Origin of the sequence: Vibrio sp. D3, assembly GCF_043995865.1 — a bacterium.
GTDB lineage: Bacteria > Pseudomonadota > Gammaproteobacteria > Enterobacterales > Vibrionaceae > Vibrio > Vibrio diabolicus.
Genome location: NZ_CP171887.1, coordinates 3,053,915 through 3,067,223, shown reverse-complemented (window position 1 = coordinate 3,067,223; position 13,309 = coordinate 3,053,915). Strand labels below are relative to the sequence as shown.

At 46.6% G+C, this 13,309-nt stretch carries 7 protein-coding genes, 1 rRNA gene and 1 pseudogene; 7 read left to right on the top strand and 2 right to left on the bottom strand.

Annotation, left to right across the window (positions count from 1 at the left end):
* Positions 1 to 24 precede the first annotated feature (24 nt).
* Both hupA and ACHFJ9_RS22205 read left to right on the top strand, forming a co-directional pair.
* The gene (gene hupA, locus ACHFJ9_RS22210) at positions 25 to 297 is read left to right on the top strand and encodes a nucleoid-associated protein HU-alpha (protein WP_005382524.1); all 273 of its coding nucleotides are present in this window, start codon (positions 25 to 27) and stop codon (positions 295 to 297) included.
* A 39-nt stretch (positions 298 to 336) separates the two neighbouring features.
* Positions 337 to 1,035 (top strand): DUF1481 domain-containing protein, encoded by a 699-nt coding sequence (locus ACHFJ9_RS22205; RefSeq protein ID WP_203343861.1) that lies wholly within the window; start codon positions 337 to 339, stop codon positions 1,033 to 1,035.
* A gap of 83 nt (positions 1,036 to 1,118) precedes the next feature.
* Here ACHFJ9_RS22205 and purD read toward each other — a convergent pair whose 3' ends face one another.
* Both purD and purH read right to left on the bottom strand, forming a co-directional pair.
* Entirely contained in the window at positions 1,119 to 2,408 is a 1,290-nt protein-coding gene (purD, locus tag ACHFJ9_RS22200; RefSeq protein ID WP_395356323.1) for a phosphoribosylamine--glycine ligase, read from the bottom strand.
* A 197-nt stretch (positions 2,409 to 2,605) separates the two neighbouring features.
* The gene (gene purH / locus ACHFJ9_RS22195) at positions 2,606 to 4,198 is read right to left on the bottom strand and encodes a bifunctional phosphoribosylaminoimidazolecarboxamide formyltransferase/IMP cyclohydrolase (protein ID WP_395356321.1); all 1,593 of its coding nucleotides are present in this window, start codon (positions 4,196 to 4,198) and stop codon (positions 2,606 to 2,608) included.
* A 265-nt stretch (positions 4,199 to 4,463) separates the two neighbouring features.
* Between purH and zntR the strand changes: the two genes are divergently transcribed.
* From zntR to ACHFJ9_RS22170, 5 genes and pseudogenes are all read left to right on the top strand, one after another.
* Complete coding sequence (gene zntR, locus ACHFJ9_RS22190) at positions 4,464 to 4,862, top strand: Zn(2+)-responsive transcriptional regulator (protein ID WP_005397290.1); 399 nt, start codon at positions 4,464 to 4,466, stop codon at positions 4,860 to 4,862.
* Positions 4,863 to 5,025: 163 nt separating this feature from the next.
* A complete protein-coding gene (gene cadC, locus ACHFJ9_RS22185) occupies positions 5,026 to 6,594 on the top strand; it encodes a lysine decarboxylation/transport transcriptional activator CadC (protein ID WP_395356318.1) in 1,569 nt (522 codons plus the stop codon).
* A 716-nt stretch (positions 6,595 to 7,310) separates the two neighbouring features.
* The gene (gene cadB, locus ACHFJ9_RS22180) at positions 7,311 to 8,654 is read left to right on the top strand and encodes a cadaverine/lysine antiporter (RefSeq protein ID WP_005397292.1); all 1,344 of its coding nucleotides are present in this window, start codon (positions 7,311 to 7,313) and stop codon (positions 8,652 to 8,654) included.
* A gap of 117 nt (positions 8,655 to 8,771) precedes the next feature.
* Positions 8,772 to 10,908 (top strand): annotated as a pseudogene (locus tag ACHFJ9_RS22175) (lysine decarboxylase CadA).
* An 814-nt stretch (positions 10,909 to 11,722) separates the two neighbouring features.
* Positions 11,723 to 13,276, top strand: a 16S ribosomal RNA gene (locus ACHFJ9_RS22170).
* The last annotated feature ends 33 nt before the right edge of the window (positions 13,277 to 13,309 follow it).

Sequence of the window (13,309 nt, the reverse complement as noted above, 5' to 3'; positions counted from 1 at the left end):
ATAACCTATGAGAAGGGAAACCTAATGAACAAGACCCAATTAATCGACTTTATCGCAGAGAAAGCAGACCTATCAAAAGCACAAGCAAAAGCTGCTCTTGAAGCGACTCTTGATGGTGTAACTGGTGCACTTAAAGAGGGTGACCAAGTTCAACTAATTGGTTTTGGTACATTCAAAGTAAACCACCGCGCTGCACGTACTGGTCGTAACCCTAAGACTGGTGACGAGATTCAAATCGCAGCAGCTAACGTACCTGCATTCGTAGCAGGTAAAGCGCTGAAAGAATCAGTAAACTAAGTTAGAATGCACCGAGGTATCCTGCCTCGGTGCAACTTCATGAAAAAACATCTACTCGCTTCACTTCTCTTATCTAGCTTTACCCTTTTTGGCTGTTCGTCGGTTGAAACTCCTAATTTAGAACAATTTACTCACTTCTCTGGCGGCAAAGTTGCTGGAGACGCAAGTAGCTTGTACTGGATGACCGAGAAACTCACTCGCGTGAGTACGGCTGCGGATTACGTAACGATGGGGGATAATGGCTGGTTTCAAAGTGACTACCGTTGGGATGAAGGTGAGCTTCGAGAGTTGATTCGAAAAGGTGAGCAAGTTGATACCAAGCAAGAGTTGGTGCCTTTTCAAATCCACATCCGTTTTAATAAAGATGGCGAAGCGGTTTACCAACAATATCGCGTTAATCGTAAAGTCTTACCACTTCAGCATGAACAATTAGAACGTTACAAGACAGAAGCGAATGATGTAGTGGCGTCGGTTAAGGCGCAGTCTCGTAACAGTCAGAGCCTCATTCAAGGTTATTGGAATGGCCAATCGTTTGAAACCTGCAAAGGTAAAGCGTTCTCGACACTCGAGTTTAATCAGACGTTGCCAAAATTTATTATCGAGCGTCTCTCATCTGTAGACAGTTACGTGGCTTTTGTCGGCAAGCAGTCACGAACTAAAGCAACGGTTGATGAACTGTTGATGCTCAATGATGATGACTTTGATTGTGTACCACGCCCAGCATTACTCGCTGAGTAAGCTTGGTGAGACTTAATTGCTGACAGAGTAATAAAAAAGGCGCTGAATGCGCCTTTTGTTTTTTTAGCCAACTTAAGTTGTTTTTATTTTTCTTGCTCACGTGCAATCGCACGGTAGCCGATGTCACTGCGATGGAACATGCCGTCCCAACTGATCTGTTTTGCAAGCTCGTAAGCGCGTTGCTGCGCTTCTGATACGCTGTTGCCAAGTGCCGTTGCACAAAGAACGCGACCACCGTTTGTCACGATGTCGCCGTCTTTGTTATCTGTACCAGCATGGAAGACTTTTTCGCCTTCAATTTCAACTTGTGGCAGACCCGAAATTACGTCGCCTTTGTTGTACGCTGCTGGGTAACCACCGGCTGCTAGCACGATACCAATCGATGCTTGTGGATCCCACTTCGATTCCGCTTGATCCAGTTTCTCGTCGATTGCCGCTAGGCACAGATCAACAAGATCCGATTCCATGCGCATCATGATAGGTTGCGTCTCAGGATCACCGAAGCGGCAGTTGTACTCGATTACTTTCGGAGTGCCGTCTTTGTCGATCATAAGACCCGCGTATAGGAAACCTGTGTATGGGTTACCTTCAGACGCCATGCCACGTACCGTTGGGTAAATGACTTCTTCCATGATGCGGTTGTGAATTTCTGGTGTTACCACAGGAGCTGGCGAGTACGCGCCCATGCCACCAGTGTTAGGACCTGTATCTTTGTCACCTACGCGTTTGTGATCTTGGCTGGTGGCCATTGGCAGAACGTTCTCACCATCCACCATCACGATGAAGCTTGCTTCTTCGCCATCTAGGAACTCTTCGATAACCACGCGGCTGCCTGCGTCACCAAATGCGTTGCCTGCTAGCATGTCTTTGATTGCGTCTTCGGCTTCTTCTAGCGTCATTGCCACAATCACGCCTTTACCAGCCGCAAGGCCGTCGGCTTTCACCACAATCGGCGCCCCTTGCTCACGCACGTAAGCAAGCGCTGGTTCAATTTCTGTGAAGTTTGCGTATGCACCGGTTGGGATTTGGTGACGAGCAAGGAAGTCTTTAGTAAACGCTTTGGAGCCTTCAAGCTGCGCTGCGGCTTGGGTAGGGCCAAAGATTGGTAAGCCCGCTTCGCGGAACGCATCAACCACACCAATAACCAATGGTGCTTCTGGGCCAACGATAGTCAATTCAATCGCCTTCTCTTTTGCAAAAGCAACCAGACTATCGATGTCTTCCACATCAATGTTTACGTTCTCTAGTTTTGGCTCTAGTGCCGTACCTGCGTTGCCTGGAGCAATGAAAATAGTCTCAACATTTGGGTTTTGCGCTGCTTTCCAGCCTAGCGCATGTTCACGACCGCCTGAACCAATGATTAAAACTCGCATATGAAAATCCTTAATCTTATAAATACCGTTTGCTCAAACTCAGATATTTCGCAAAGACCTGAGTATGGCCTCTCTAATTCAATGGGACGAGGACAAGGCGACAAGTGAACTTATTCCTATGAGCATAGTAGTATGCTATGTGATTAGGATAAGTGAACGCCGTCAACGCAGTTATCGTCCCAGTGAAGACGAGAGGATTAGTGGCGGAAGTGACGCATACCGGTAAAGATCATCGCCATGCCGTGCTCATCTGCTGCTGCGATAACTTCGTCGTCACGCATTGAGCCACCTGGCTGAATTACGCACTTAATGCCGGCTTCTGCTGCGGCATCGATACCGTCGCGGAATGGGAAGAAAGCGTCAGATGCCATTACGCTACCGGCAACTTCTAAGCCTTCATCTGCGGCTTTGATGCCGGCAATCTTCGCTGAGTAAACGCGGCTCATTTGGCCTGCGCCTACACCGATAGTCATGTCGCCTTTCGCGTAAACGATCGCGTTAGATTTCACGTATTTCGCTACTTTCCAGCAGAATAGGGCATCTTTGAGCTCTTCTTCTGTCGGCTGACGCTTAGACACGACTTTAAGATCGTCTAGGCTTACCATGCCTTGGTCGCGGTCTTGAACCAGTAGACCACCGTTGACGCGTTTCACGTCAAAGCCCGTTGTCTTCGTTGACCACTCGCCACACTCTAGTAGACGGACGTTCTTTTTCGCTGCAACCACTTCAATTGCTTCAGCAGAAACAGAAGGTGCGATGATCACTTCAACGAATTGACGCTCAACAATAGCGGCTGCTGTTTCAGCATCTAGCTCTTGGTTGAATGCAATGATGCCGCCGAATGCAGATGTTGGGTCAGTTTGGTAAGCGCGGTTGTACGCTTCTAGAATGTCCTTACCTAGAGCTACACCACATGGGTTCGCGTGTTTTACGATCACACATGCTGGCTCGTTGAACTCTTTCACACACTCAAGTGCGGCGTCCGTGTCTGCGATGTTGTTGTAAGAAAGAGCTTTACCTTGGATTTGGCGAGCAGTAGAAACAGACGCTTCTTGTGGATTGGCTTCCACGTAGAAAGCTGCGGCTTGGTGGCTGTTCTCACCGTAGCGCATGTCTTGCTTCTTCTCGAATTGCTGATTGAAAGTACGTGGGAATTTAGACTCTTCATCACCTTCTTTGTTCTCACCGTAAGATGGAACCATGGTGCCGAAGTAGTTTGCGATCATGCCATCGTAAGCCGCAGTGTGTTCAAATGCTGCGATAGCAAGGTCGAAACGAGTCTCTAGTGTTAGAGATTTCTCGTTCTCGTCCATTTCAGCGATAACGCGGTCGTAATCATGAGCGTTCACAATGATAGTCACGTCTTTGTGGTTTTTCGCTGCAGAGCGAACCATCGTTGGGCCGCCGATATCGATGTTTTCAACCGCGTCAGCTAGTGTACAGCTTTCTTTTGCAACGGTTTCTGCGAATGGGTATAGGTTAACAACGACCATGTCGATTGGATTGATGCCATGTTTTGCCATCACGTCGTCATCTTGACCACGACGACCAAGCACACCACCGTGAACTTTCGGGTGAAGCGTTTTAACGCGGCCGTCCATCATTTCTGGGAAACCTGTGTAGTCAGAGACTTCTGTTACTGCGATGCCTTGTTCGGCAAGTAGGCGTGCTGTACCACCAGTAGATAGGATATCGACACCGCGCTCAGCAAGAGCTTGTGCAAACTCAACAATACCTGTTTTGTCTGATACGCTGATAAGCGCACGGCGAATAGGACGAGCGTTATTCATGCTTCCATTTTCCTCAAATTCACGGAGTTAAAGATGTTTGCCAAAAATGAACTTGTTTTTACCTCTTGGGGTAAAATATTGGCCAGTTTTGGTAAAGACCTTTGCCGGATGTTTTCTGGTTAGAAAACAGTCTCCACATTTGATGGCGCGTATTCTAACCAATTTATTACAAAAAAGCTCGCGCAATCGTTTGGCATCTCAAAAATAATTGTGAAAAAGAGGTTCTTTAGCTTTAAAAGTAACGAGATAGTTAATAGGGAAAGTTATGTTTCAGATAGGTGAACTGGCAAAACGTTGTGGTGTGACGGCAGATACGCTGCGTTTTTATGAGAAAAACGCGCTGATAAAGCCCGCAGGTCGAAGTGAATCAGGTTATCGTCTCTACAATGAAGAGAATCAAAAGCAGGTACACTTCATCCTTAAAGGTAAAGAGCTGGGCCTGAGCTTGGATGAGATTAAAGAGCTACTAGAAATCAAACTAGAAGCAACAGAACACAGCTGTGCAGAGGTTAAAGCTATTACTTCTGCTAAGTTAGAGCTGATTGATGGAAAAATTAACGAGCTAACGAAAATTCGTCGAGCTTTGAAGAAGATCAATGATGCTTGCTGCGGTCATACGGACGATGATGCTACTCATTGTTCTATCCTTGCAGCACTTGAGTAGTCTCATTTCTGCATCACTTAACTTAAGTTTGCATTTTTGGCGGCTTGCTTTTCTAGGTGCACGCCGTTTTCCCACCTATAATCTCGCCTTTAGTTACCAGTAGGAATTGACCATTGTTTGATTCCTGCCGTAGCGCTGTCTGTAGATACGAGAGTTTTCATACATGGTTGGAGTCTATTTTCAAATCAATGACTGGGTTTTAAGCGTTGATGAAAATAAGCTGTATCGACAAGATAGGGAAGTTACTGTTGAGCCACGCTTAATTAATCTTCTGCATTTCCTAGCGGAGCATGCGAATGAGGTGTTCAATCGTGAGGAATTGATCCAATACGTTTGGGCAGGGGCGATTGTGACCGATCAAGTGGTGACTCAGTCCATTTTTGAGTTGCGTAAATTACTGCGGGACGGTCGGGAAGAAAATACCAGCTACGTCATTACAGTGCCGAAACGTGGTTACAAGCTGGTGGCGAATGTGACCCCAATGACACTCGAGGAATTCCTCGCAAGTCGTCATTGTGATTCAGAAACTCTTCCTCCTATTGTTGAAGAGTCAGAAGAAGAGACTCTACCTATCGCACCTGCCGTCACTTTTCCTGCAGGCCCTCTGACTCGCGCGGTCTGTGAGATGTCTAAAGAGAAAAAGGCCCCTCAGAAAAAAAATAAAATCAGTCCGTGGCGCCTGGGGATCGTGAACTTCATCTGGATCAGTGTCTTGGTTGTGGTGATGGGCGTGTTTACCTACAAGCAATCGGAAGTGCGTATTACTCAAGCCATCGATACTCACCTTATCGAATTCAAGTTTCAAGATAACTTCACGAGCGAAGGGTTAAGCTACGACTTGGCAGACGGGTTTGCCCAAAAGTTGATGTCCGACATTGCTCAAGTGAGCGATTACCGAGTCATGCTAAAGAAGGCGTCGTTTACCTCGGGTATTGTGCCGGGCAAATCGGTTGTGGTGCGGGTTCGTGAAAATGATGGTGGTAGCTTTTTAGAGGTGGAATATCGCAATAACTCATCTGAAAAGGTGTTGTTTAGTCGTCAATACGCGTTAACCAGCAGCCATTTAAAGACAGTGCTTCAACAAGCGTCGTTAGACTTGATGCAAGTCCTCAAAGTACCGGATGCCAAGCTGAAATCCACGATGCTGGTGGTGGGAATGCCAATTAACCCAGATGCTTTGGAGCTGTTTGTTCAAGCTAACCATTATCTCAATGTCTCGGATGCCAAGCAGTTTCGCCAAGGCGTCAACTTGATGGAAAACATTTTAGAAATTGAGCCAGATAACGCTTACGTTCAGGCAGAGTTATTAATTGCTTACCACGTGCAGAAGGTGCTCGATTTTTCACAGGAGTTGAAGAAAGGGCGAGTGCAGCAGTTGAGTGACGCACTAGAAACTAACGTAAAAATGATGGTTGGGCCAATTCAACCGCGAATTTATGAAGCTTTAGCCTTGCACGAAACCATTATTGGTGACATGGCTTCAGCCAAGCAGCATCTTGGGCAGGCTTTGAGGTTACGTGATTCGGTGCTTTCTTATGTGATTCGTGGTAAACACGCTGAATTGGATGGTGATCTGGATTTGGCCAGTGAGTCTTACAGCGAAGCTTTCTATATTGATACGTCGGTTGAGACGTACCTGCTGTGCGAAAACTTGGTCTTCCCAAGTAACATGAAGGCGATTGATTACGCCATGTATCGCGCTGTTCACCCTTCTGTCGTTCGAATGCTTTAATTCTCTCGCACTCTACGTCAGTTTAATACTAGCCCCTCATTTCGGTGAGGGGCTTTTTTGTAGCTGTCGAAAAGTGAAAAGGGTGGGCGGTGGGGTAATGACTTACGAAGGAGCCAGTAACGCAAGCTTGCAACGGGAAGACATATCCGGTTTTCTTCTCTATCTCTATCTCTATCTCTATCTCTATCTCTATCTCTATCTCTATCTCTATCTCTATCTCTATCTCTATCTCTATCTCTATTGATTGTATGGAGTGTCTGGCTGAGTTATGTGGCGAGAATGATTCTGATGCTTTCTTGCAGGCGAGATGAATATTGATGTGGGTCAAAAAGCGCGATCAGGGAGAGATTTATGGAATCAACAGGCTCAGGGAATCAACCCTTCGGGGCGGGGAAGTTGATAGAGGTTGATAACTTTTGCCGCGATTACCAACGAGTTGATGATAGTTTATCTATCGGTAGAAGGTTTGATGTTTTTCCTATAACTGTATGAATAATATGGCTTTATGTTTTTGTGTTTATCATGTTTATCTCAACTTGATGTTGATTAACTAATCATTTTATTGATAACGCCAAGTTTATTTTTTTCCCGATTTTTGGGCGTAGTCTTCACTTCGAAATTTAGCGAGGTCGAGCAGGTATCTACTTCATAGCATCTCGCTAATAACCGTTCAGTTTGAGTCACGTTGACTTGAGTAGAATAGATTTGGAGATGTTATGTCATCGAATACGAAAAAAATCGGCTTAATTGCCTGTACGGGTGTAGTCGCCGGTAACATGATGGGTAGTGGTATTGCACTGTTACCTTCTAGCCTAGCTTCAGTAGGCTCTGTTTCAATTTTCAGTTGGCTGATCTGTTTGATCGGTGCACTGAGCCTTGCGTTTGTTTACGCTCGTCTGGCAACCAAAAACCCTCAAGAAGGTGGTCCTATCGCTTATGCGGGCGAAGTTTCCCCAGTCTTTGGTTTCCAAACGGGCGTGCTGTATTACCACGCGAACTGGATTGGTAACCTAGCTATTGCTATTACAGGTGTTTCTTACCTTTCAGTATTCTTCCCTGTGCTTAATGACCCAATCCCAGCAGGTATTGCGACGATTGCATCGGTATGGATCTTCACTTTCGTCAACCTACTTGGTGGTAGCTGGGTAAGCCGTCTATGTACGCTTGGTCTTGTTCTAATCCTCATTCCAGTTGTTGGTACAGCGGCGTTTGGTTGGACGCACTTCGACACTGCGCTATACAGCCAAAACTGGAACGTATCTGCGGGTACGGATAGCCATGCGATCGTGACAGCGGTTCTTATCTGTCTATGGTCATTCGTTGGTGTGGAATCAGCAGCAGTATCGACAGGTATGGTAGAAAATCCTAAACGTACTGTACCGCTAGCAACCATGCTGGGTACTGGTATCGCAGGTGTGATTTACATCTTATCAACTCAAATGATCAGCGGCATGTTCCCTGCTTCTGAAGTTGCGGCATCAGGTGCGCCATTTGCATTGGCAACCACTGAGCTATTCGGTAGCTGGACAGCACCATTCGTATCAGCATTCACAGCACTAGCATGTTTCACTTCGCTAGGCTCTTGGATGATGCTGGTGGGCGAAGCTGGTAAACGTGCAGCAAGCGATGGCAACTTCCCTAAAATCTACGGCGAAACTGACAAAAACGGTGTGCCTAAGAAAGGTCTAATCCTTGCGTCAATCAAGATGACAGCATTAATGGTTGTACTGATGTTCTTCAGCTCTAAAACAGCACACGCATCAGACCTGTTCAACCAGCTAACGACTGATGCAGTTCTACTAACTATGCTGCCTTACTTCTACTCAAGCATTAACTTGATTCGCTTCGAAGGTATGACAACACGTAACGGCTTCGTAATGCTGTTCTCTGGTGTAGCTTGTCTGTTCTGCTTCATTGCCCTTGCTGGTGCAGAAGGCGGTACGCTAACAGCAACCTTCATCGTGTCTCTCGTTATCTTGATGTTCTACAGCAAAAAAGCCGGCTTAGCTCAGTACATGAAGCTACACGCTGACGACATGCCTGCCCAAGCAAGCAACTAATCCCCAAAACGCTGGCACTACGGTGCCAGCCCATAAAACCCAAATTCACGCGGCGCTCACCTTACTCATTGCCTGTAAATGGCAAAGAGCGCCTTCATTCGCCTTGGAGATGTCCAAATGAATATATTCGCTATCTTGAACCACATGGGTGTGTTCTTTAAAGAAGAGCCAGTTCGTCAACTTCACGCTGCTCTTGAGAAAGCGGGCTACGAAGTGGTTTACCCAGTAGATGATAAAGACTTGATCAAAATGATTGAGATGAACCCACGCATTTGCGGTGTGCTGTTCGACTGGGATAAATACTCACTAGAGCTATGTGAACGTATCAGCCAAATCAACGAAAAACTGCCTGTTCACGCATTTGCTAATGAACAGTCTACTCTAGATATTTCACTAACAGACCTACGTCTAAACGTGAGCTTCTTCGAATACGCTTTAGGTATGGCTGACGACATCGCTATCAAAATCAACCAAGCGACTGAGGCATACAAAGATGCCATCATGCCTCCATTCACTAAAGCGTTATTCAAATACGTAGAAGAAGGTAAATACACCTTCTGTACTCCAGGTCACATGGGCGGTACTGCATTCCAGAAAAGCCCTGCAGGTAGCATCTTCTACGATTTTTACGGTCCAAACACATTTAAAGCGGACGTATCAATCTCAATGCCTGAGCTAGGTTCTCTACTAGACCACTCAGGCCCACATAAAGATGCAGAAGAATACATTGCACGTACATTCAATGCAGACAGCTCGTACATCGTAACTAACGGTACGTCTACATCGAACAAAATCGTTGGTATGTACTCAGCACCTGCGGGTAGCACAGTACTGATTGACCGTAACTGTCACAAATCTCTGACTCACCTAATGATGATGAGTGACGTTACTCCAATCTACTTCCGCCCAACCCGTAACGCATACGGCATCCTTGGTGGTATTCCACAAAGCGAATTCAGCCGCGATGTCATTGCAGAGAAAGTGGCGAAAACACCAGGTGCAACAGCACCAACTTACGCAGTAGTTACTAACTCAACTTACGATGGTCTGTTGTATAACACACAATTCATCAAAGAGTCGCTAGATTGTAAACACATCCACTTCGACAGTGCTTGGGTGCCTTACACTAACTTCAACCCAATTTACGAAGGTAAATGTGGTATGAGTGGTGAAGCGATGCCAGGCAAAGTGTTCTACGAAACACAATCAACACACAAACTGTTGGCAGCATTCTCACAAGCTTCAATGATTCACGTGAAAGGCGACTTTGATAAAGAATCTTTCAACGAAGCATTCATGATGCACACTTCAACTTCACCTCAGTACGGCATTGTTGCTTCTACTGAAACTGCAGCGGCAATGATGCGCGGCAACACTGGTAGAAGTTGATGCAAGACTCTATCGATCGCGCAATCCGCTTCCGTAAAGAGATCAAACGTCTAGAAGCAGAAAGCGACAGCTGGTTCTTCGATGTATGGCAACCAGAAAACATCGATACCACAGAATGTTGGAAACTAGACCCTAGCGACACATGGCACGGCTTCAAGAACATGGATGACAACCACATGTATCTTGACCCAATCAAAGTAACGCTACTGACTCCAGGGATGAATAAAGAAGGCGAACTAGAAGAATCAGGTATTCCTGCTTCGCTGGTGGCTAAATTCCTAGACGAGCGCGGTATCGTGGTAGAGAAAACAGGTCCATACAACTTGTTGTTCCTATTCTCAATCGGTATCGACAAATCAAAAGCAATGCAATTGCTACGCGGTCTAACTGAATTTAAACGTGGCTACGACTTGAACCTAACCATCAAGAGCTTCCTACCTTCGCTATACAACGAAGACCCAAGCTTCTATGAAGGCATGCGCGTTCAAGAACTAGCACACAAGCAATTCATGACCTAACTAAGAAATACAACTTACCAGAGCTAATGTACAAAGCGTTCGATGTACTTCCAGAAATGAAAGTAACACCACACGCAGCGTGGCAAGAAGAGCTTCGTGGCAACATCGAAGAGATCAAACTGGAAGAAATGGTTGGCCGCGTAAGTGCGAACATGATCCTTCCTTACCCTCCAGGTGTGCCACTAGTACTTCCTGGTGAAATGGTGACTCAAGAGTCTCGTCCTGTGCTGGACTTCCTAGAGATGCTTTGTGAGATCGGTGCGCATTACCCAGGTTTCGAAACCGACATCCACGGTCTATACCAACAAAAAGATGGTAGCTACACCGTAAAAGTATTGAAGAACTAAGTTCCTCTCGAAGATGACGTCATTGGGAATGCAAGCATGCTCCACTCTTACGAGCTCAATGCGTCATCGAACAACCACGACATTTAGATATACCCCTAGCTAATCTGTCGTAAAAGAGAAGGGCAAGGATGCTCTGATCTTTTCTTCTATATAGAAGAAGCAATTTCCAAGACTTCACCTGAAGTACCCCAAGTAAAAAGCAAAGACCAAAGAGCAGTTCGTTATCGTTCTGCTCTTTTTTATCTTTTATACAGCAGGCCGAAAAGAAAAAGCGCGTTGAGCGAAGATCATTTGCGTCAATTGCATCAAATTTGAAAATCCTAATTCAGGTAGAAACGCCCTTTTTCTTGAGGAAAGATCCTTTTAAATGAGAAAAATAGCCAAGATCGCTTGGTATATACACAAAGTGATTGCTATTTGTTCGGTTGAAAGTTTTTTTGCAAAAAACGCTTGTACTAATTTCTCAACTCCCTATACTGCGCATCCACCGACACGGAGTGAGACGAAAGTCACACAGCGAGTCGGAAGTGAGAGAAAAAGAAATTTGAAAAAATGCTTGACTCTCTCACGGTGCGGAGTAAGATACGCACCCCTAACGACGAGCAACTAAGTTGCTGGATAAGTTAGAAAGCTCTTTAAAAATATAAACCTATCAATCTGTGTGGGCACTCGTTGATGATAATCCAATTAGAAACTTCGGTTTCAAATTAGGTTTCAATGATACGAAGTGACCATTGAATCTTCGGATTCAGCACAGTCAATTCAAACATTACGTTATGTAATGTTCAGTATTCATTGAGCCGAACAAAATCTTAAATTGAAGAGTTTGATCATGGCTCAGATTGAACGCTGGCGGCAGGCCTAACACATGCAAGTCGAGCGGAAACGAGTTATCTGAACCTTCGGGGAACGATAACGGCGTCGAGCGGCGGACGGGTGAGTAATGCCTAGGAAATTGCCCTGATGTGGGGGATAACCATTGGAAACGATGGCTAATACCGCATGATGCCTACGGGCCAAAGAGGGGGACCTTCGGGCCTCTCGCGTCAGGATATGCCTAGGTGGGATTAGCTAGTTGGTGAGGTAAGGGCTCACCAAGGCAACGATCCCTAGCTGGTCTGAGAGGATGATCAGCCACACTGGAACTGAGACACGGTCCAGACTCCTACGGGAGGCAGCAGTGGGGAATATTGCACAATGGGCGCAAGCCTGATGCAGCCATGCCGCGTGTATGAAGAAGGCCTTCGGGTTGTAAAGTACTTTCAGTCGTGAGGAAGGTGGTGTAGTTAATAGCTGCATTATTTGACGTTAGCGACAGAAGAAGCACCGGCTAACTCCGTGCCAGCAGCCGCGGTAATACGGAGGGTGCGAGCGTTAATCGGAATTACTGGGCGTAAAGCGCATGCAGGTGGTTTGTTAAGTCAGATGTGAAAGCCCGGGGCTCAACCTCGGAATAGCATTTGAAACTGGCAGACTAGAGTACTGTAGAGGGGGGTAGAATTTCAGGTGTAGCGGTGAAATGCGTAGAGATCTGAAGGAATACCGGTGGCGAAGGCGGCCCCCTGGACAGATACTGACACTCAGATGCGAAAGCGTGGGGAGCAAACAGGATTAGATACCCTGGTAGTCCCACGCCGTAAACGATGTCTACTTGGAGGTTGTGGCCTTGAGCCGTGGCTTTCGGAGCTAACGCGTTAAGTAGACCGCCTGGGGAGTACGGTCGCAAGATTAAAACTCAAATGAATTGACGGGGGCCCGCACAAGCGGTGGAGCATGTGGTTTAATTCGATGCAACGCGAAGAACCTTACCTACTCTTGACATCCAGAGAACTTTCCAGAGATGGATTGGTGCCTTCGGGAACTCTGAGACAGGTGCTGCATGGCTGTCGTCAGCTCGTGTTGTGAAATGTTGGGTTAAGTCCCGCAACGAGCGCAACCCTTATCCTTGTTTGCCAGCGAGTAATGTCGGGAACTCCAGGGAGACTGCCGGTGATAAACCGGAGGAAGGTGGGGACGACGTCAAGTCATCATGGCCCTTACGAGTAGGGCTACACACGTGCTACAATGGCGCATACAGAGGGCGGCCAACTTGCGAAAGTGAGCGAATCCCAAAAAGTGCGTCGTAGTCCGGATTGGAGTCTGCAACTCGACTCCATGAAGTCGGAATCGCTAGTAATCGTGGATCAGAATGCCACGGTGAATACGTTCCCGGGCCTTGTACACACCGCCCGTCACACCATGGGAGTGGGCTGCAAAAGAAGTAGGTAGTTTAACCTTCGGGGGGACGCTTACCACTTTGTGGTTCATGACTGGGGTGAAGTCGTAACAAGGTAGCGCTAGGGGAACCTGGCGCTGGATCACCTCCTTAAACGATGATTATTGCGATGAGTGTTCACACAGA